General features: G+C 49.9%; 19 protein-coding genes. 11 read left to right on the forward strand and 8 right to left on the reverse strand.

The window, feature by feature from the left end:
- On the reverse strand, positions 1-1,263 hold the full coding sequence (locus AC0KUT_RS16360; RefSeq protein WP_488831459.1) for a glutamate-5-semialdehyde dehydrogenase: 1,263 nt from the start codon (positions 1,261-1,263) through the stop codon (positions 1-3).
- Between the two features lie 381 nt (positions 1,264-1,644).
- Here AC0KUT_RS16360 and AC0KUT_RS16365 point away from each other — a divergent pair, with 381 nt between their 5' ends.
- The 5 genes from AC0KUT_RS16365 to AC0KUT_RS16385 all read left to right on the forward strand — a co-directional run bounded on the left by AC0KUT_RS16365 (position 1,645) and on the right by AC0KUT_RS16385 (position 6,137).
- Positions 1,645-2,256, forward strand: coding sequence for a glycine zipper 2TM domain-containing protein (locus AC0KUT_RS16365; protein ID WP_488831460.1), 612 nt, complete (start codon positions 1,645-1,647; stop codon positions 2,254-2,256).
- Between the two features lie 108 nt (positions 2,257-2,364).
- Positions 2,365-2,733, forward strand: coding sequence for a PepSY domain-containing protein (locus tag AC0KUT_RS16370; RefSeq protein WP_488831461.1), 369 nt, complete (start codon positions 2,365-2,367; stop codon positions 2,731-2,733).
- Between the two features lie 57 nt (positions 2,734-2,790).
- Positions 2,791-3,468, forward strand: a complete 678-nt coding sequence (locus tag AC0KUT_RS16375; RefSeq protein WP_488831462.1) for a response regulator transcription factor — start codon at positions 2,791-2,793, stop codon at positions 3,466-3,468.
- A gap of 4 nt (positions 3,469-3,472) precedes the next feature.
- Positions 3,473-4,864, forward strand: a complete 1,392-nt coding sequence (locus tag AC0KUT_RS16380; RefSeq protein ID WP_488831463.1) for an ATP-binding protein — start codon at positions 3,473-3,475, stop codon at positions 4,862-4,864.
- A gap of 325 nt (positions 4,865-5,189) precedes the next feature.
- Positions 5,190-6,137 (forward strand): DegV family protein, encoded by a 948-nt coding sequence (locus AC0KUT_RS16385; RefSeq protein WP_488831464.1) that lies wholly within the window; start codon positions 5,190-5,192, stop codon positions 6,135-6,137.
- 119 nt (positions 6,138-6,256) lie between these two features.
- Here the strand turns inward: AC0KUT_RS16385 and AC0KUT_RS16390 are convergent, their stop codons facing one another.
- The 4 genes from AC0KUT_RS16390 to AC0KUT_RS16405 all read right to left on the reverse strand — a co-directional run bounded on the left by AC0KUT_RS16390 (position 6,257) and on the right by AC0KUT_RS16405 (position 10,520).
- Positions 6,257-7,222 (reverse strand): calcium/sodium antiporter, encoded by a 966-nt coding sequence (locus AC0KUT_RS16390; RefSeq protein ID WP_488831465.1) that lies wholly within the window; start codon positions 7,220-7,222, stop codon positions 6,257-6,259.
- Positions 7,223-7,424: 202 nt separating this feature from the next.
- Positions 7,425-8,465, reverse strand: coding sequence for a UDP-glucose 4-epimerase GalE (galE, locus tag AC0KUT_RS16395; RefSeq protein ID WP_488831466.1), 1,041 nt, complete (start codon positions 8,463-8,465; stop codon positions 7,425-7,427).
- A 201-nt stretch (positions 8,466-8,666) separates the two neighbouring features.
- The gene (locus tag AC0KUT_RS16400; protein ID WP_488831467.1) at positions 8,667-9,290 is read right to left on the reverse strand and encodes a TorF family putative porin; all 624 of its coding nucleotides are present in this window, start codon (positions 9,288-9,290) and stop codon (positions 8,667-8,669) included.
- Positions 9,291-9,524: 234 nt separating this feature from the next.
- Positions 9,525-10,520, reverse strand: coding sequence for a DMT family transporter (locus AC0KUT_RS16405; protein WP_488831468.1), 996 nt, complete (start codon positions 10,518-10,520; stop codon positions 9,525-9,527).
- A 374-nt stretch (positions 10,521-10,894) separates the two neighbouring features.
- On the opposite strand from AC0KUT_RS16405, the gene AC0KUT_RS16410 reads away from it, so the two are divergent.
- The 3 genes from AC0KUT_RS16410 to AC0KUT_RS16420 are packed head-to-tail and all read left to right on the forward strand — an operon-like array spanning position 10,895 to position 13,914.
- Positions 10,895-12,139, forward strand: a complete 1,245-nt coding sequence (locus AC0KUT_RS16410; protein ID WP_488831469.1) for a multifunctional CCA addition/repair protein — start codon at positions 10,895-10,897, stop codon at positions 12,137-12,139.
- A gap of 4 nt (positions 12,140-12,143) precedes the next feature.
- A complete protein-coding gene (locus AC0KUT_RS16415; protein WP_488831470.1) occupies positions 12,144-12,941 on the forward strand; it encodes a pteridine reductase in 798 nt (265 codons plus the stop codon).
- Between the two features lie 7 nt (positions 12,942-12,948).
- Positions 12,949-13,914, forward strand: a complete 966-nt coding sequence (locus tag AC0KUT_RS16420; protein ID WP_488831471.1) for a magnesium transporter CorA family protein — start codon at positions 12,949-12,951, stop codon at positions 13,912-13,914.
- 18 nt (positions 13,915-13,932) lie between these two features.
- On the opposite strand, the gene folK is transcribed toward AC0KUT_RS16420, so the two are convergent.
- From folK to tsaD, 3 genes are all read right to left on the reverse strand, one after another.
- Positions 13,933-14,448 (reverse strand): 2-amino-4-hydroxy-6-hydroxymethyldihydropteridine diphosphokinase, encoded by a 516-nt coding sequence (folK, locus tag AC0KUT_RS16425; RefSeq protein WP_488831472.1) that lies wholly within the window; start codon positions 14,446-14,448, stop codon positions 13,933-13,935.
- 2 nt (positions 14,449-14,450) lie between these two features.
- Positions 14,451-14,819 (reverse strand): dihydroneopterin aldolase, encoded by a 369-nt coding sequence (gene folB / locus AC0KUT_RS16430; RefSeq protein WP_488831473.1) that lies wholly within the window; start codon positions 14,817-14,819, stop codon positions 14,451-14,453.
- 88 nt (positions 14,820-14,907) lie between these two features.
- A complete protein-coding gene (tsaD, locus tag AC0KUT_RS16435) occupies positions 14,908-15,936 on the reverse strand; it encodes a tRNA (adenosine(37)-N6)-threonylcarbamoyltransferase complex transferase subunit TsaD (RefSeq protein WP_488831474.1) in 1,029 nt (342 codons plus the stop codon).
- Positions 15,937-16,185: 249 nt separating this feature from the next.
- On the opposite strand from tsaD, the gene rpsU reads away from it, so the two are divergent.
- The 3 genes from rpsU to rpoD all read left to right on the forward strand — a co-directional run bounded on the left by rpsU (position 16,186) and on the right by rpoD (position 20,776).
- Positions 16,186-16,401 (forward strand): 30S ribosomal protein S21, encoded by a 216-nt coding sequence (gene rpsU / locus AC0KUT_RS16440; protein WP_084618192.1) that lies wholly within the window; start codon positions 16,186-16,188, stop codon positions 16,399-16,401.
- Positions 16,402-16,600: 199 nt separating this feature from the next.
- Positions 16,601-18,760 carry a DNA primase gene (dnaG, locus tag AC0KUT_RS16445; protein ID WP_488831475.1) on the forward strand — a complete coding sequence of 720 codons (2,160 nt, stop codon included), beginning with the start codon at positions 16,601-16,603 and terminating at the stop codon, positions 18,758-18,760.
- A gap of 150 nt (positions 18,761-18,910) precedes the next feature.
- Entirely contained in the window at positions 18,911-20,776 is a 1,866-nt protein-coding gene (rpoD, locus tag AC0KUT_RS16450; RefSeq protein ID WP_488831476.1) for an RNA polymerase sigma factor RpoD, read from the forward strand.
- Positions 20,777-20,895: the final 119 nt, after the last annotated feature.

A 20,895-nucleotide genomic window follows, 5' to 3' on the forward strand; every position in this document is an offset into this window, starting at 1 on the left:
TTATTGACGAATATGCCCGTCGCCAAACACGATCCATTTTTGCGAGGTCAAACCCTCTAAACCAACAGGCCCACGAGCGTGAATTTTATCGGTAGAAATACCGATTTCAGCACCTAAGCCGTATTCAAAACCATCAGCAAACCGCGTAGAGGCATTGACCATGACGGAACTAGAATCCACTTCCGTAATAAAGCGACGCGCGCGGGTGTAGTCTTCAGTCACTATGGCTTCGGTATGCTGCGAGCTGAATTGGGCGATGTGATCCATGGCCTCATCCAAACCCGATACCACTTTAATCGCTAAGACCGCGGCGAGATATTCAGTCGCCCAATCCTCTTCGGTCGCCACATTGGCATTGATAAGTGCACGGGTCTGCTCGCAACCGCGCAGCTCCACGCCTTTTTCGCCCATAGCCACAGCTAAGCGCGGCAAAATTTCAGCGGCGACCTGCGCATCCACCAAGAGCGTTTCCATGGCGTTGCACACACCGTAACGATGGGTTTTGGAATTCATCGCAATATGAAATGCTTTGTCTAAGTCGGCCTTGCTGTCGATAAATACATGGCAAATACCATCCAAATGCTTGATGACAGGTACTTTGGCATCTTTACTAATGCGCTCGATCAGGCCTTTGCCACCGCGGGGCACTATCACATCCACAAACTGGGGCATGGCAATCAGTTCACCTACTGCTGCGCGATCGGTCGTTTCAACAACCTGAACAACATCCGCCGGTAAGCCCACCGCTTTCAATCCGGCCTGAAGGCAGTTGGCAATAGCGCGGTTGGAATGAATCGCCTCACTGCCTCCACGCAAAATCGCCGCATTGCCCGACTTTAAGCACAAGCTGGCAGCATCAATCGTTACATTGGGGCGCGACTCATAAATAATGCCCACAACACCGAGCGGCACGCGCATTTTGCCCACCTGAATACCGCTTGGGCGGTAGCTCATATCCGAAATCTCACCACAGGGATCAGCCAAAGATGCCACCTGACGCAAGCCTTCAATCATGCTGTCGATGGTCGCAGGCTTAACGGCCAAACGATCTAACATAGCCGCATCCAAACCGCTCACCTTGCCTGCGGCTAGATCTTTTTGATTTTCAGCAACAAGAGTGATGCGCGACTTATCTAACTGCTCGGCAATCGCCAAGAGCGCTGCATTTTTAACCCCAGTGGGTGCAGCGGCAATAACCCGCGATGCCGCGCGCGCTTTGCGACCAACTTCTGCCATGTATTCTTTAACATTTAATTCGGACATGAAACAACCTGCATGAAACCATCAATAATGAGCGAAGCATCTGCCAAAAAACCAAACAATTAAGGCAATACGCAAAAAATGGGCGCGATTATAACCTGAGTTGACCCACTTTTTGGCGCTAGCGCCCGCTTTATTTCTGCTTTAGCGCAAATTCAGTGTGCGATGTGCTTATAGAAGCGATTAAAAGAACAAATCGAAAACACTAGGTCAATTTTTAAATCGCGCCCCATATTTTCTTTTCAGTTGTTATTCAGCCTCAGGAGCTTAGCCTGAGATTGTCAGCGCTCAAGGTATTCAACACAAAGCGCTCTAGATCCACATTTTTTACGGCACTTGGTGGACTTAATTGTTAGCCAATACGCCCTTAAAGAGAGCCTTATCATGAAGACATCATTCTTACTCAGCAGTCTGGCCAGTATTAGCCTCTTGCTAGCGAGCAATGCTTTCGCCGATCATCAAGCTCACTATTCAAAGCATAATAAGCATCACAAACACCATGGCTATACCGAGGTGGTACGCCCGCAAGTGGTCTATGTGCGCCAAGATCGCCCAAGCTATCGGCAGGCGGAATATGCCCGCGTAACCTACGCGCAACCCATTTACCGGAGCGTTGCCGTAGAAGTACCGGTTGAATCCTGCCGCGTTGAATCAGTTGCCTATAACAGCAGGAGCGGCGGCGACTCCTTTAAGGGCACAGTCGTCGGTGGGCTTGTCGGTGCCGCCCTAGGGCATGAACTGGGCAATGGTCGCGGTAACGCCACTGCCGCTGGCGGCCTGTTAGGCGCAGCCATTGGGAACAATGTTGCTGGCGGTAAGCGTGTAACACGCTATGAGGATCGCCAAGTGTGTAGTACCGCATACCGTACCGAGTACCAGCGCGAACTTGTGGCTTATGACGTAAGCTACAACTACCTAGGCCGCGCCTACCGCACCGAGACCCGCACTCACCCGGGGGACCGCATCGCTGTAGACTTGGCTGTAATAAGACGCTAACACCTAAAACTAACAATCTAAAAGACAGAAAGAAAGCTTACAAACATTGACCATTGAGCAAACAGGCGCGATAGTTCACAGGATGTTGGCTCTCCGCAGGAAAACACCATGCCATCCCCTATGAACATTATTGCTTTTTTAACCCCACTGCGGGCACCACTAGCCGCCTTGGGGTTTCTGTGCTTGCTCTTGCTGAGCCAACACTGCCTAGCCGAACCAGACTTTATAGATTCTGGCATGACTTCCTCAACACCTGATCGCAGTCAATCACTGGTGGATCCAAAACCTATCGCCAAGCCTAGAATCAGCGCCGCTCAGGCAGCAGAGTTAGTGCGTCAACAAACGGGTGGCCAGATTATGAGCGTAAGCACTCGTCAGGGCAGCAATGGAACCATTTACGGAGTAAAGGTGCTCAACTCAGGGCGCATGAAGGTTATTCAAGTCGACGGTCAAAGCGGCCAATTGCTGAATCACTAATTGCCTTAGGGCAATCCACTAAAAACATATCAACCATAAACCAACAAGGAATACTCCATGCGCGTTTTAGTCGTTGAAGATGAACAAGCCTTGCGCGACCAAATCACTGCCCTCATCGCCAGTGAAAAATACGCCTGCGACAGTGCCGCTGACGGCCGCGAAGGCCTCTTTTTGGGCAGTGAATATGATTATGATCTCGCCATCATTGATCTTGGACTGCCACTCTTAGACGGCACACAGCTAATCAAACAACTGCGCGCCAAAGAGCGTAATTTTCCCGTGCTTATTTTAACCGCGCGCGGCAATTGGCAGGACAAAGTTGAGGGCCTAGAAGCCGGTGCCGATGACTACCTAACCAAACCCTTCCACCCCGAAGAATTGCGTGCGCGCATTCACGCTTTATTGCGCCGCGCGAGCGGTCACGCTTCACCACTGCTGCGCTACGGGCCGATTGAAATAGACACCAGCGCCAAGCGTGTTCACCGCGATGGCACCGAAGTCGAACTCACCAGTTTCGAGTACAACACTCTCACCTACTTGGCGCTTAATGCCGGCAAAAACATCTCCAAAACTGAGTTGACTGAGCACCTCTACGCGCAGGACTACGACCGCGATAGCAATGTCATTGAAGTATTTGTAGGGCGCCTGCGTAAAAAGCTCGATCCCGATGGCAGCCTTAATGTGATCAGCACTCAGCGCGGCCTCGGTTACCGCTTCAATATCGATAAGCAATAGCGATTTGCCTAGGTTAAGCCGCCCCTTCTCCTCTATTTCAGCGCGACTATTGTTCGCGTCAGCCTTACTGTTGCCCTTGTTTTTGGGTTTAACAGGCTTTTTTCTCGACCGCGCCTTCGAAAACAGCCTTGTGGTAGCCGAACAATCGCGCTTGCGCGGCCACATCAACCTACTGTTTAGTGTCGCCGAACTCCCGGAAGACTATGGCCCAGAGCGCAACAGCATACATATGCCGCTCACCCTAAGAGAAGCCGATTACGAGCGCCCCGACTCAGGGCTTTACGCCTATATTTTTAACGACCAAAAAGAACTTGTGTGGCATTCCAACTCCGCCAGCCTGCGCACACCACTCAGCTACAGCCGCGTAGAACATCAAGACCAACCGGGCCAAATGGTCATTAGCACGCTCATTATTGAGCGCAAACTTTACTTTGTTGCCCATTACGACATTCTTTGGGAAGACCTAAAAGGCAAATCCCACCCTTTTCGCTTTGCGGTATTGCACAGCGGTGCCGAATACAAAGCCGAGCTTAAGGTGTATCGCCGCGAACTTTGGCGCTGGCTCGGTGCGGCGGGGATCTTCTTGCTCATGGCACAAACCATCATACTGCGCTGGGGCCTAAGGCCTTTAGGCCGACTCGCCTTCGCACTTAAAGCCATGCAAAGTGGCGACACCAGTAATATCGCAGGTCAACACCCCAAAGAATTACAGCGCGTGGTAAACAACCTCAACCAAGTATTGGAGCGCGAACAAGCATTGCGCCAACGCTACCGCGACAGCCTCGCCAATCTCGCGCACAGCCTCAAAACCCCCCTTGCGGTACTGCAAAGTAAATTGGATAACAGCGGCTCCGAAGACGAACTGCGCCAGATCGCCAAAGAGCAAGTCACGCGCATGAATCAAGTGGTCACGTATCAACTACAGCGCGCCGTATCCAGCCAGCAAAGCGGCACCATGAGGCGCACCCGCCTTGAGCCCTTAGTGCAGCGCCTGCTCAGTGCTCTGCATAAGGTTTACGGCGAAAAACACATCCAACACAGCTGCCAGATAGCGGCCAATAGCACCTTAATTGGCGATGAACAGGACATTATGGAGCTACTGGGTAACCTGCTTGAAAATGCCTTTAAATACGGCCACACCCAAGTACGCATCAGCAGCAGCGATACAGAAGAGAGCTGTGTCGTAGAAATAGAGGATGACGGCCCCGGCGTACCGGTCGAGGATCGCGCGCGTATTTTAGAGCGCGGCCAACGACTCGACACCAATAAACCCGGCCAAGGTATAGGCCTCGCCGTCGCTGCCGAAATTGTGCGCAGTTATGAGGGCCTTATTAGCATTCATAGCTCCCCCCTAGGCGGCGCACTGTTTCGCATCCAATTGCCAAATACCGTGTAAAAACCTCAGCACTACCCTCACCTAAAACGCAAATGCCCTCATGTTTTTCAGCGAGCAATTTGTCATCACGCTATAACATCCTAGTGCAACGCAGGTTTTTATAACTTTTTGCGCGAAAAACCGCATAGCCGTGTGCGACATATCGCACAAGCTGTAGCTCATCTACCGCACACACCGCAGTGATCTTTGCGACTACTTAAGCGTCAGCCAGAGGTAGATACTAGCCTCATCCCGTCGAAACACCTCGACCCGACTCTACACCCGAATACGCTGAAAACACGACACCCCCAGCAACCCAAATCGACACGCTAACGAGAACAAAAAAATGACCGCTAGAACCTGTATCGCCGTCGACTCCACCTGCGACCTACCCGCCAAATTCATTCAACAACACAACATAGAAGTGCTGCCTATCTATATCAATTATGATGGCGGCCAAGCAATGGATTATCGCGACCCACAATCCATGCTCAACTTCTATAAGAATCATTCGAAAGCACAATTTGGCTTGGCACAGTCAGACCCACTCTCGGTGAACGACATGACGGACATTTTGCGCGAACGTTTACTGCCCAAATATGATTTAGTACAAGTCGTGACCATCAACAGCAAAAAAAGTGACGTTTTTAAACGCGTGTCTGAAGCTGCATTGGTCAATGAACCTAAATTCCGCGAGCTGGAAAAAAATGAAGGCCGCATCCCCTTCCGCATTCGCCTCTACGACAGCATGTCCATGTTCACCGGCCATGCGCTGCTCGTGTACGAATTGGTAAAACGCGTTCAAACCGATAACTTGCCGCTCAATAAATCTATTCGCGAAATCGACGCCATGCGCGATCAGGTTTACGGCTATTTAATCCCCAATGACTTGTCCTATATGCGCGAGCGTCGTCACTTGCGCAAAGGCGACAACAACATCTCTTGGATCAACTTTAAATTAGCCAGCGCATTGAATCTGCGCCCAATTGTGCAACTGCATCGCGGCGCGACCGATAAGATTGATACGGGCAAAGGCTTTTTAGGTGCAATGGAAAAGCTCTTTATTCACGTTAAGAAGCAAGTGAATAAAGGACTGACGAGCGAAGTTATCGCCATGAGCTACGGCGGTTTACTTGAAGAAATTAAGGATGAAGCCATCATGGTTGAATTTCGCGACTACTGCAGTCGTCACAAAATTAAAACCATGCTGTCAATGATGAGCATGACCGGTGCAATTAACGTTGGCCCCAAATCCTTCGCACTGTCTTTTGCGACCGATAAAGACTTGGTGTAATCCCACCAAACAGAAAACAAAAAGCCGATCAGATAACACCTGATCGGCTTTTTTGCTTTACGAAAGAGACAAGCTAAAAGACTAAGCTACCCTCAACTAAAGACAATCAAAAAAAGCAACTAGAGATAACCCCCGCCGAACATTGTCGCCATGTATGCCCCGTACGCCAACAAGAGCACCGCACCCTTAAGGCGCGACAAGCGCAACCCGAACAACAAAAACAACAGCAGCAAGGCTGTTGCACTTAACAGCACCCACTGATCAATAGCGAATAAGCGGCCATCGAGCGGCAGCGGTTTTACTGTCGACGCCACCCCCAAAATGCAGAGCAAATTAAAAATACTGCTGCCAATAATATTGCCAACTGCTACATCCGCATGACGACGAATCGCCGCCACTATAGAAACTGCAAGCTCCGGCAGGGATGTACCCACAGCGACGAGCGTTAAGCCAATTACCGCATCAGGCACACCCAAACTGCGACCAATACCAACCGCCCCCAACAAAAAGCGATCGGCACCGCCAACCAGCATTAGCAAGCCGCCGATTGTGGCTAAAAAAATGATGGGCACTGACATGGGCTTAGCAGTCGCGTCTTCCACTTCAGCCAAATGCGCAGCAACTTCTGGGTTACTCAAATCTTCGCGCTCGCTGCGATAAGCCCAAATCAAATAGGCGCTCAACAGCACCAAAAATAAAATGCCTTCTATACGGCTCAAACCACCAAAACTAGCTGCGCCCATAAACAATAAGGTTGCACCCAAAAGTACCGAACCATCGCGCTGCAAGCACTTAGCGCTCGCCACCAAAGGCATAATCATCGCGCTCACCCCTAAAATCAGCAATATATTAGAAATATTGCTGCCAATCACATTGCCCATGGCAATTTCAGGCTGATTAGAGAGTACCGCCCTAAGCGACACCACCAACTCCGGCGCCGAGGTACCAAAGCCCACTATCACCAAACCTGCCAAGAGGGGTGATACCCCCAAACGCTTTGCGGCTGCAAGCGCACCACGCACCAAAGCTTCACCACCCACTGTCAATAACACCAGCCCCAACAACAGCCACATAAAATCAATCATTACCCACTCCTTACATCAGTTTTTCACGGCGTCACTATAACTCAATCGCCAAGTAGTGCCGGGCTACATTTAATAAGCACAAATCAAAAGCGCCAAAAAAATGCCCGTCAGGGTTACTGACGGGCATTTTATTCAAACCAAAGAAAACTACTCTTGGAAAATTAACGCTACTCTTGGAAAGTTAACGTTACGCTAGCAAATTTTAGACATCGTAACCTTTAGGGTTTTGCGACTGCCAGCGCCACGTATCTTGCATCATGCGCTCCAAGCCCAAAGTCGCCTCCCAGCCCAATTCAGCTTTCGCTTTAGCGGCATCGGCAAAACAGCTAGCGATATCGCCCGCGCGGCGCGGCGAAAGCTTGTAGGGAATTTTTTGGCCGCTAGCCTGCTCAAATGCCTTAACAATTTGCAGTACCGATAGGCCCGCCCCCGCACCCAAGTTGTACTCGCGACAACCTGCACCCGACTTTTCCAAACCTTGTAGCGCCGCCACATGGCCCTTAGCTAAATCCACCACATGAATATAATCGCGCACACCTGTTCCATCTACTGTGGGGTAATCATTGCCAAATACATTTAGCTCTTTCAGCTTGCCAATCGCCACCTGCGCCACATAAGGCAACAAGTTATTGGGGATACCTGCAGGATCTTCGCCAATCATGCCACTTTCGTGCGCACCAACAGGGTTGAAGTAGCGCAGCAGCGAAATATTCCATTGACTGTTGGGTGACTTGGCAATATCGCGCAAAATGTCTTCCACAATTAACTTACTGCGACCATAAGGGTTGGTTGCCGAGGTCGCAAAAGATTCATCAATGGGCACCGAAACTGGGTCGCCATATACCGTAGCCGATGAACTAAAAATCAACTTCCACACGGCAAACTCTTCCATGACTTCCGCCAGGGTCAAGGTGCCCGCCACATTGTAGCGATAGTACTTCATCGGAATTTGATTGGACTCGCCCACCGCCTTTAAACCAGCAAAGTGCATAACAGCCGCAAAAGAATGCGCCGCAAACACCTTGCGCATAGCCTCTTTATCATTGATATCGACGGCATAAAGCAGGGGTTCAACACCTGTAATTGCCGCCACGCGCTTCAGCGCCTCCGGCTTGCTATTACACAAATTATCCACCACTACCGGCAGATAACCACTGTTAATAAGCTCAACACAAACATGGCTACCGATATAACCGGCACCACCCGTAACGAGAATAGGAATAGGGGAAACAGAAGAAGACATGTGAGATTCCTTGTAAATTAATAACCATACTGCAGCCAGCCATAGTGTACGCGGCAGTATAACGGCAATTTATGAATCACACATTAAATCATATAATTACGACAAAATCGAAAACAGAGAGCCCAGCAGTCAAGCAAATAACAGAAACGCAAAAGGCAAGCCGAAGCTTGCCTTTTGTATCACATCCCTGCGCCCAACCAATTACATGATTGGTAAAGAGAATCCAACAACGAATTTAGCTTCGTCATTATAAGTACCATCAACATCATCCACTACTTTACCCAAGGTAAAGCTTACGGTGTCGTTAAAGGCATAGGTCAAGTCAACGTGTGATAGGTCGTCTTCATGAACACCGTATTTAACAGTGAACTGACCCAAAGCCAAAGACAAGGTCATATAGTTGTAATCTTCCAGATCTTCCATACCTTCGTAGTAGCTGAAGCTAACAGGGCCGTAGCCTATAGTTCCAACAACCTCGACCAAATCACCTGCACTAATTTCGACAGAAGGGTAAGAGTAAGTCCAAACGCTCAAGTCATAAGAGAAGTCGCCAGCCTCACCGCCGTAACCGGCATAGAGATCATATTCTTGGCCATTCGTTGCATCACCTGAACCACCCCAGATACCAGCATAAAAGCCGCTTTCGCTATACTTCAAGTCGCCCCAGACACTTGCATCACCAGCGCCCAAATCCAGACCGCGCCAGTAGTACATATTGCCAGCACCTATAGCAGCAGATACTTCAGCCTGTGCGGCAGGAACAGTAAAACCAGCCAAAGCAGAGAGAGCTATAGCACTTGCAAGCAATTTTTGTTTCATCTTCATGAGTTCTTCCTCTAGATTTTAATGGTATGACTACTTTAGTTTTTTGAGGCAGCTACTGAGCATTCACACTAGCTTGACTCCGTTATTGCAGATACCACGCCAATTTTTATTTATCCTTAATAATCAATACGTTAACTATTGAATACAAGATTGCATACCCAGCCAAAAAAGATGAGCCGCACAACTATAGCGCACAATAAGCGCATTGGTCGCAATCACTTGCACCAAATAGACTCACTTGTAGCGAATGAAATCATCCTTCAAGTCCTGCAGCCCCACCTCTGGATATTCCTCAGGTGTTAACGCACGCGCACGCAAAGATTTCACCCACCAACGCGCTATCACCTGCCGCCAAGACTGCAGCGACCAAGGTATATAAAGCAGCAGCGCCAAAAGCACTAAGCTCACCCCCACCAGAGTCTGCAGGCTCAATACTTCATCGGCGATTGACCACCCCAATAAAATTGCCAACACCGGTGTCATTAAGGTAACCAAGGCAACAGAACTAGGCGACAAACGCTGCAGAATATAAAAAAACAACGCAAAGCCCACCAGCGAGCCGATTAAGGCCAAATACACAATCGATGCAGCTGATTTCACTGAAAACTGCACATTCGCATCACCATCAACCAACAACCACAGCAGCAGCAACCCCGGCAATGAAAAAAGTAACGCTCCCGTCGCCTGACTAAATGCATCCACCGCTAGCGTACTTTGGTCGCTAATTTTTTTGACCAAAACGCTGCTCAAACCAAAGAAAAATGTCGACACTAAAATGCCTGCAATACCCAAGGCAGCCTGCGGACCCAGTTGCAACTGGCGATAAAAAATAATCACCAAGCCGAACAGCGCCAACAGCAAAGCCAGCACACGCTTAACATTAAAAGGATTTTGTTTTAACAGCAGTAGCGTCATTAATCCCGTTACAAAAGGCGAGAACGCAAAAATGACAGCGATCAATGCCGAGGGAATAAATTGTGCCGACCAATAGACCACAGGCATATTGGGAAATATACCCAGCGATGCAGCTAGATAAATTTTCCAATGTGCGCTCATCGCAAAAAAACTGCGCCGAAAAATAGCCACAATCAGCAAGGCTAGCGCCAACGCTAAACTCATGCGCAGCAATGCAGCCGCCATAAAACTCAGGCTGTCACTGCTCCATTGAATAGCAAGCGGGGTAGTTGCCCAGATGAGGACAACAGCGATATACGCAAATAACGTAGTCACAACAAAACTCCTTATTGAAGGTTATTTGCCGCGACCAAAACACTAATGACTAAAAACAAAAAAGCCGCAGTGTTTAGGCTGCGGCTTTTTGGGGAAAATATAAACTACTTCAGTTAATCACCCCACCCCGCAAACAAACACGCAAAAATGCCCACACACCACATTGGTCGTAGGGCGATTTGCGCATAATGCTTGGCGGAGTTCGTGTTCAACATAGTAAAAAATCTGAATAAGGTTATAACGAAAAATTTAAGTCTCGACTCTAATTGAAAGCCCTCTCACCCACAAGCTTTTTTTGATTATTTTTTTATCAACCCCAATCCCCTATACTGCCTCCAATCAATTTCAAAACACTTACTTAAGAAGCCTCCACCATGAAATGTTATTTAGTCGGCGGTGCTGTGCGCGATAAACTTTTAGGTCGCCCCGTCACCGAACAGGATTGGGTCGTTATTGGCAGCAGCCCGGCGCAAATGCAAGCCGCGGGCTTTACCTCCGTGGGAAAAGACTTCCCTGTTTTCCTCCACCCTAACACCAAAGAAGAATATGCCCTGGCGCGCACTGAGCGCAAAACAGGTCACGGCTATGGCGGCTTTAGTTTTTATTGCGGCGAAGAGGTCACGCTCGAAGAAGACTTAATTCGCCGCGATCTCACTATCAATGCCATGGCAGAAAATGACGATGGTACAATCATCGACCCCTATGGAGGCCAGCGCGACCTTGCCGATAAACTGCTGCGCCATGTTTCCCCCGCCTTTGCAGAAGACCCTGTGCGCATACTGCGCATCGCACGTTTTGCAGCGCGCTATGCCCATTTGCACTTTAGGGTTGCAGACGAAACCCTAAGGCTTATGCGCACCATGGTAGACGCTGGCGAAGTCGATCACTTAGTTTCAGCGCGCGTATGGAAAGAGACCCAGCGCGCCCTCGGTGAGCCCGCACCTCAGGTATTCATTCAAGTGTTGCGCGACTGCGGAGCCCTCGCGCGACTTATGCCAGAACTCGACGCTCTCTTTGGCGTGCCACAAACTGCACTGCATCACCCCGAAATCGATACCGGTATCCACAGCCTCATGTGCCTGCAGCAAGCAAGCAAGCTGAGCGATGACACCATCATTCGCTTTGCAACACTCATACACGATCTCGGCAAAGGCACCACACCACAAACAGAATGGCCGCGCCATATAGCGCACGAAACGCGCGGCCTGCCATTGATCAAAAAATTATGTAGCCGCCTTTCGGCTCCAAAAGACTACCAAGAGTTAGCACTTATCGTCAGTGAGTACCACACTCACTGCCACCGCGCGCTTGAACTTAAACCTGAAACATTGCTCAAAACCCTGCAAGCAACCGACGCGCTGCGACGCCCCGAACGCTTCTTACAATTTCTTATTTGCTGCGAAGCCGATGCACGCGGGCGCACCGGCTTTGAAGAGCGCGCTTACCCACAGGCAAATTATTTTCGCGCCGCACTGACTGCCGCACAAAATGTGGACATGAAGACCATTCAAGCCAAGGGCCTAACAGGTAAAGATTTTGGCGATGAAGTTAACCTTCTGCGCCTAGTAAAATTGCGCGAGTTCAAACAGCACGCAGCACACAATAGTGATGCAGGATAAGACCATGCCAACCGAACAGAGCACGCCAAACACTGACGCAACGACTAACACCAAAACAAATACAGGAACCAAAGTCGCATTGATTACCGGCGGTGCCAAGCGCATAGGCGCAGCCATAGCTCAGCAGCTGCATGCCAATGGTTTCAATGTCGTTATTCATTTTAATAACTCCGCACAGGCCGCACAGCAACTAGTCGCAAGTCTTAATCAGCTACGCCCTAATTCTGCTCACTGTATTCAGGCCGATTTAATTCAACTCGACCAACTTGAACAACTCGCACAAGCGGCGCAAGCGCACTGGCAACGGTTGGATTTACTGGTCAATAATGCCTCCAGTTTTTATCCGACCCCCATAGGGACGGCACAAGAAAGCGATTGGGATAATCTCATAGGTAGCAATCTCAAGGCGCCCTTTTTTCTCGCGCAAGCATTGGCGCCAGCGCTCAAAAAGCAACGCGGCTGCATTATTAATATTGCGGATATTTACGCCGAACGCCCCTTAGCGAAACACAGCATTTACTCTATTGCCAAAGCCGGAAACCTCATGCTCACTAAAACCCTTGCACATGAATTGGGGCCAGAAGTACGCGTAAACGGTATAGCGCCAGGCGCCATTTTGTGGCCTGAGCAAGAGGGAAAAATAAGCGAAGATGAAAAACACCAACTGCTCGCCAAAATTCCTCTGGGCACACGCGGCCAAGCCCAAGATATAGCGAAAACTTTATTATTTTTAGCCAACAACGCACCCTACATTAGCGGTCAAGTTCTCGCTGTCGATGGCGGTCGCTCCACCAGTATTTGAGGTATTTATGATTCGAGTTCAACTGCTTACCCACGACAATCAACACCTGAGAGGTGGCATCGAGTTGCTGGAGCATTGGCAAAAAGACAACCAGAGTTTTATGTGGATTGACCTACAAGGTGAAGAGACTGAAGCAGAAAGAGATATGCTACTCGAACTTGGCTGCCACAAGCTGGCAATAGAAGATGTACAGCGCTTTCGTCACCCTCCCAAAATGGAACACTTTGACGATCACACATTTATTCTCTATCGCGGTTTAACTGAATTTAATAGCGACCTCACTATTCAACAAATGAATATTGCACTCTTTGCATTTACACGCTCGCTCATTAGCTGCCATCCCCGCACATCCAAAGGCATCAACAACTACTGGGAGCACGCGCAGGACGAAAACCTATTGCGCAGCCCCGCCTTACTCGCAACAAAAGTGATGCATTTCTCGGCGGGGCGTTCGGTGGAGGCGCTGTTAGCGTTTGAACCCTCGCTCAACGAACTCGAAGACGACATGCAAGAAAAACCCAACGATGACACCATGCGCGAATTAATTGCCTACCAATCGCGGCTGCGTAAACTAAAGCGTGTCTTTGATTATCATGAGCGCTTAGTCGCTAATTTATTACAAGACATACCTCAGCGCCTTATTGACGAAGACGGCGATATCGAACATGCCTTTCAAGATTTATTCGAGCGCTGCGAGCGGTTGCACAGCCTCTGCACTATGTATTATGAAATTTGTGGAGACTTAATAAACGGCTATCTATCCATTACATCGCACATGCTAAACAACACCATGCGCGTACTAACGGTGATAACGGCGATTTTTGTGCCACTGACATTTATTGCGGGGATTTACGGCATGAACTTCGACAACATTCCTGAACTACACAGCCCCAATGGCTACTTCTATACGCTCGGCGCCATGTTTATTATTGCACTGGGCTTTGGAACCTTTGCTTACAAAAAATGGATGTAAGCGCAATTTAGACACCTATCAAGGCGCACGGGATATTATTGCCGCGCGCCATTCAAAATCGACCGGCCAAAGCGCTTGCGAAGCCTGATCATAAGCTTGCCACAAATTAAGATACGCTTGCTGCAGCTGCGGATGTAACTCGGCGGGCGCTATTTCTGCGAGAGGCCGCAACACAAATGCATTGGTAAGAATTTCTGCGCGCGGCAACTCCACATTTGCATCAACGCCAACAAATTCACCATAGGTTAGAATATCTATATCCAAGGTACGCGGACTAAACTTTGGGCCACTGCGTTTGCGACCATTAGCGTCTTCGATTTTCTTCAAAGTATCTGATAAGTCCGCCACACTCAGGACGGTATTAGCACCCACGACCAAATTAAAAAAATTGCTTCCCGCAAAACCAACTGACTCACTTTCATACACGCTGGATATACGCAATTCACCGAGTAAATCCGCAAGCGCATCCAGCGCCGCCACTATGTGCTTATGCCGATTAATATTACTGCCTAAACTTAAATAAATTGGCGTCATGCTCAGGTTTCATCCTTGGGCTTTTGGCCTCGCTCAATAATCAGCCCTACATCGCGCGCACCGCGCACCGCGCCCGGTTTACTGAGACGCATGCGCAACCAAGGTACATTGAATTCTTCACGAATCATCTGCGCCAACTCTTCCGCGAGCGTTTCCACTAAGAGCGCATTGCGAGTTTCAACATAGGCAATTAAGCGCTTCGATACCGCTTTGTAATTAAGTGCATATTGAATGTCGTCGGTCGCCGCCGCTTGGCGAATATCACTCGCCATCTCCAAATCAATGCTGACAGTTTGCTTTACTTCGCGCTCCCAATCGTAAATGCCGATAATGGTGTCGATACGTAAATCGCGAATAAAAACAATATCCATGCTGAATCCATTGTGTGAATAGAAGAGGTATAAATAATTTTAAAACAGATCGCCTAGATAGCGTTCAAGATACTAATCCCCGCTGCGCTTAAAGCGGCGCAAGGCTCGCAAGTGGCCAGCGCGCCTTTACATTAACGGCCAAATTTTCGTGCTGCCCCGCCAGCAAACGCTGGCAACCGGCATAGGCGATCATAGCGCCATTGTCCGTACAGAATTCATGGCGCGCATAGAATACGCGAGCCTGCATTTTTGCCAATTCCGTTCCCAAATCAGCGCGCAATTTTTTGTTGGCCGAAACACCGCCGGCAATCACCAGCGTCTTCATTCCTGTTTGCTCCAGCGCGCGCTTGCATTTAATCACCAGTGTATCCACCACTGCAGCCTGAAACCCACAGGCAATGTCGGCGCAGGTTTGATCGTCAGGCAAACCATTCGCTTGCGCATGCGCTTTTACCGCGGTTAAGGTCGCCGTTTTTAAGCCGCTAAAACTAAAATCCAAACCAGGCCGATCCACCATAGGGCGCGGGAACTTAAAGCGTTTTATATCGCCCTGCTCTGCTAATTGCGCAACCAGTGGCCCACCGGGATAATCGAGATCGAGCATTTTGGCCGCCTTATCAAAGGCTTCGCCGGCAGCGTCATCAAGAGATTCGCCCAGTAACTCATATTCACCTATGGCATTTACCTTTACCAACTGCGTGTGCCCGCCGGATACCAAAAGCGCTACAAACGGAAATTGTGGCGGAGTTGACTCCAACATAGGCGCCAATAAATGGCCTTCCATATGGTGCACACCGATTGCGGGGACCTTCCACGCATAAGCCAGCGCGCGTCCCATAGAGGCGCCCACCATTAGGGCGCCTATGAGGCCAGGGCCCGAGGTGTAGGCAACACCCTGAATATCAACAGGACGAGAACCGCTTGCGGCCATCACTTCGTTAATGAGCGGGAGAATTTTGCGCACATGGTCACGCGACGCCAACTCCGGTACCACCCCGCCATACTCAGCGTGCAGCGCAACTTGGCTATAAAGCTTATGGGCGAGCAAGCCCTTTTCGCTGTCATACACCGCCACGCCAGTTTCATCACAGGACGTTTCTAAACCCAAAATTCGCATAACTCTCGTCTCAATTCTCAATTTCCAGCCGCCAATAGCGGGCGGCAATGATAAAGGCTCAAGCCGACCAGAGCCAGAAAATTACCCACTGGCGCAGGTTTTGTACAAATTGCCGCAGCCGCGAGGTTGCAGCAGCAATAATAAGTGTATAGAATCCGCACCCCTCGGATAGATCGAAACAGACCATCGCTGATGATTCTGGCGTCCATCCTCAAGACATCATTTTTTAAAACTTTTAAAGGTAACAGCATGCCTTCAGTAAAACTTAAAGAAAACGAACCATTTGACGTAGCTTTGCGTCGTTTTAAACGCGCTTGTGAAAAAGCAGGCATCTTGGCTGACGTACGCGCTCGCGAGTGCTACGAGAAACCCACCACCGTGCGTAAGCGCGATGCGGCTGCCGCTGTTAAGCGTCACGCTAAAAAGGTTCAACGCGAATCTAAAAAGTTTACTCGCCTGTATTGATTTTTTAGTGGTTGCGCTCACAGCACTCTGGTGAGCAACTTGTTAATGGCCGCACATGTAGGCCGTAGACATGGAAACCGCAAAAAAATGATGCCTTGAAAACCGCGAAACACCTAGTGCTTCGCGGTTTTTTGCTGCATTCTCTTTATTAGTAACAGCAAAGACTAGATACCACCCACCCTTTATCTAGCGATACGTTATGGCCGGCCTAATTCCCCAAAGCTTTCTCGACAACCTGCTCGACCGCCTCGACATAGTCGACGTGGTAGATGCGCGCGTAAAGCTTAAAAAGACCGGCAAAAACTACAGTGCCTGCTGCCCGTTTCACGACGAAAAATCACCCTCATTCACCGTCAGCCCCGACAAACAGTTTTATTACTGTTTTGGTTGCGGCGCCAGCGGTAATGCGCTTGGCTTTCTCATGGATTACGAGCGCCTCAGCTTCCCCGAAGCGGTAGAGGGCCTCGCCCGCCTTGCCGGCCTAGAAGTCCCGCGCGAAGTACAAAGCGAAGCGCAAGTAAAACGCGAAGAAGAAAAAAAGAGCATCTATAGCCTACTGGAAAAAGCCGATGACTTTTACCAGCAGCAGCTGCGCCAACACCCCAGCAAGCAAATGGCCGTTGGCTATTTGAAAGGCCGCGGTTTAGATGGCAAAACTGCCAAGGATTACGGTGTGGGCTTTGCACCCCCCGGCTGGGATAATTTACTGAAAGCCCTCGCCACCAAAGATGACGACAAGCACCTACTCATTGAAGGCGGCATGCTAATTTTTCAGGAAAAGGAAAAGAAGCTTTACGACCGTTTTCGCCACCGCATCATGTTCCCCATTCGCGATACTCGCGGGCGAGTGATCGGCTTTGGGGGGCGCGTACTCGGCGACGACAAACCCAAATACCTCAACTCCCCCGAAACCCCTGTTTTCCACAAGGGGCAAGAACTCTACGGCCTGTACGAAGCGCGCCTCGCCTATCGCGAGTTACCGCGCTTATTAGTCGTCGAAGGCTATATGGATGTGGTGAGCCTTGCGCAATTTGGCATTCGCTATGGCGTCGCCACTCTCGGTACAGCCTGCGGCCCAGACCATCTCGATCGCGCCTTTAAATATACCAGCGAAGTGGTTTTTTGTTTTGATGGCGATAAAGCCGGGCGCACTGCAGCACTGCGCGCGCTCGACGCATCACTTGAAGTCATGCTCGACGGCCGCACTGTAAAGTTTTTATTTTTGCCCGATGGCGAGGACCCAGACACCCTAGTCCGTCAAATAGGCGCTGATAAATTCGAGCGCATGATTGAAATGGCTGTACCACTGGAAGACTTCTTGTTCGATGCCGTCGCCGACGGCCTAAATATTCGCACAATGGAAGGTCGAGCCACCTTCAGCAAACGCGCCGCCCCGCTTCTCGACCGTCTCCCCAAGGGAGTGTTTCGCGAACTCATGTTTGAAAGCTTGGCCACCCGCACCGGCCTCAGCCGTCAAGTATTGCAGGATTTAGTCAGCGCCTACATGGAAAGCGCCAAAGCCGAAAAAGCGAAAGCTTTGGAGCAAAGCGAAAAACCGCGCGGCCCTTTGCCAGAAAAACCACACAGCACCTTGCCAGAAAAATCACATGGCGCATTTCCGCAAGAACGCACAGCACAGACTGAAACCATCCCCAAGGTGGCATTACCTCAGCAATCACCTGCACCTATAGAAATTGGATACAGCGCACAGACCACTCCACAGGATCACAACGACTACTACTCAGAGCAGCCACCCGCACAGGATTACCATCACGAGCAAGACACCCCTCCTGCCGACTATGAACATTATTACGAAGAGAAACCGCGCGCACACCGAGCCAGCCTGCAGCCTGAATTACAACCAAGCGCCAGCAACAAATACCTAATGCCACCCATCCGCAAAGCATTAGCATTATTACTAACGCACCCCAGCCTCGCCAATCAAGAACAAGATCACGACTTTTGGCTCAATCAAACCCATGACAATGCACTGCTAATGCTCGGGCGACTACTTAAGGTGTTACATGAACGCCCGCACTACAACATTTCCAATTTGCTGGGCTACTGGCTCGCCAGTTACGGTAAAGACGATGCCGAAAAGCTCGCCAGTATTGCCGGGCACGACTTATTGCAAGCCGCCAACGCCCTCACACAGCCACGCCAAGACAAGCCTGCCAAAGCGGATTACGACATCCAAGCCGCTTTTTGCGACGCCATTAGCAAGTTACGCACCCAGCAATTACAAAATAAAAGTGCAGAATCCTTGGCTAAACTCAAAAATACCGACTTCACTCAACTCAGCAAAGAAGAGCGCCAACAGCTAGCCAATGAGGTTCTTGCACGAAAACTCCAACCTTAGCCCCTTAATCGCCCAAAAACTGCAACCTTAAACTCCAAAAAAGGTCCCAGTTCAAAGCAAAGCCAGTAATTGCCTAGAATACACACCCGCATCTGGAGTATAATCTCGCGCTTTGCATTTCTCTCACTCATGTTTTTGATAGGGTCTCGAATGTCCGACGACGTCCAGCAGCACCAGTCTCGAATTAAAGAACTGATCGCCCGTGGTAAAGAACAGGGCTATCTAACGTATGCCGAGGTAAACGATCACCTTCCGGAGGATATCTCTGATCCGGATCAGGTCGAAGACATCATCCAGATGATTAATGATATGGGCATCCGCGTGTATGAAACCGCGCCCGATGCCGATACCCTCTTAATGACGGATGGCGATCCTTCTGCGGATGAAATGGCAGCAGCAGAAGCCGCGGCCGCCTTGGTTGCGGTGGAAACCGAAACCGGCCGCACCACCGATCCCGTACGTATGTATATGCGCGAAATGGGCACCGTGGAGCTGCTCACCCGCGAAGGCGAAATTGTTATCGCCAAGCGTATCGAAGAGGGCATTCGCGAACTTATGCACGCCCTTGCCTACTGGCCCGGTGCAGTACAGCACCTACTGAGCGAGTATGAGCTTGTCACCAAAGAAGAACGCCGCCTTGCCGACGTACTCATTGGCTGGCTCGATCCTGTAGAAGAAGTTCCTTCAGCACTTAGCGAAGAAAACAATGCTGCCCCCGTCGCCGCCAAAAACGGCAAGAAAAAAGATGACGACGATGACGATGACGATAGCGACAGCAGTGAAGATGAAGACGAAGTAGTCTCTGGGGTAGATCCAGAAGAGGCACGCATTCGCTTCGACGCCCTGCAAAAACAACATGAGAAAGCGGTCAAAGCACTCGCCAAATCAGGCTATGGCAGCAAACTTGCCGAAAAAGAACTCTTTGAATTAGGCGAGCTCTTTAAATATTTCAAGCTACCTAATCGTCAATTTGAGCCCATCTATAAAAAGGCGCGCGAATCGCTGGATGCAGTGCGCCGCCAAGAGCGCCAAATCATGGATCTTTGCACCCGCAAAGCACAGATGCAGCGCAAAACCTTTATTAAATCCTTCCCAGGCAATGAAACCAATGAAGAATGGCTGCCAGACCTCATAAAAGGAAAGGTAGAGAGCGCAGAAAAACTCCAAGGCTTGCTGCCCAGTGTTATCGAAGGCCAACAAAATCTGCTGCAACTGGAAACAGAAAGCGGCCTGAGTTTGTCGAGCATTAAAGATATCAACCGCCGCATGTCCATTGGCGAAGCGCGCGCACGTCGCGCCAAGAAAGAAATGGTAGAGGCCAACTTGCGTCTCGTTATTTCTATCGCCAAAAAATACACCAACCGTGGCCTACAGTTCCTCGATTTGATTCAGGAAGGCAACATCGGCTTGATGAAAGCAGTAGATAAATTTGAATACCGTCGCGGTTACAAGTTCTCCACCTACGCAACATGGTGGATTCGTCAAGCGATTACCCGCTCTATCGCCGACCAAGCGCGCACCATCCGTATTCCCGTGCACATGATTGAGACCATCAACAAACTCAATCGCGTCTCACGCCAAATGCTACAGGAAATGGGGCGCGAGCCTACGCCTGAAGAATTGGGCGAGCGCATGGAAATGCCAGAAGACAAGGTACGCAAAGTTCTCAAAATCGCCAAAGAACCTATCTCAATGGAAACCCCCATTGGCGACGATGAAGATTCTCACTTGGGCGACTTTATTGAAGACAACACCATCATCTCTCCGGTCGAATCTGCGACCATGGAAGGCCTGATGGAAGCGACGCGCGAAGTGCTTGCTGGCCTCACCGCCCGCGAAGCAAAAGTGTTGCGCATGCGCTTCGGTATTGATATGCACACAGATCACACACTTGAAGAAGTGGGCAAACAATTTGATGTAACGCGCGAGCGTATTCGTCAGATCGAAGCTAAAGCGCTGCGTAAACTGCGCCACCCTTCTCGCTCAGATCACCTGCGCAGCTTCCTTGACGAATAACATTTGATCACCTCAACCCTGATTGAATAATAAATCGCCAAAAATAAAACCCGCCCAGTGCGGGTTTTGTTTTTTTATGTGCATCAACAGCTTACCAACTATAGCCACACCGAAAACAA

Source organism: Cellvibrio sp. 25HG11W-0 (genome assembly GCF_057815475.1).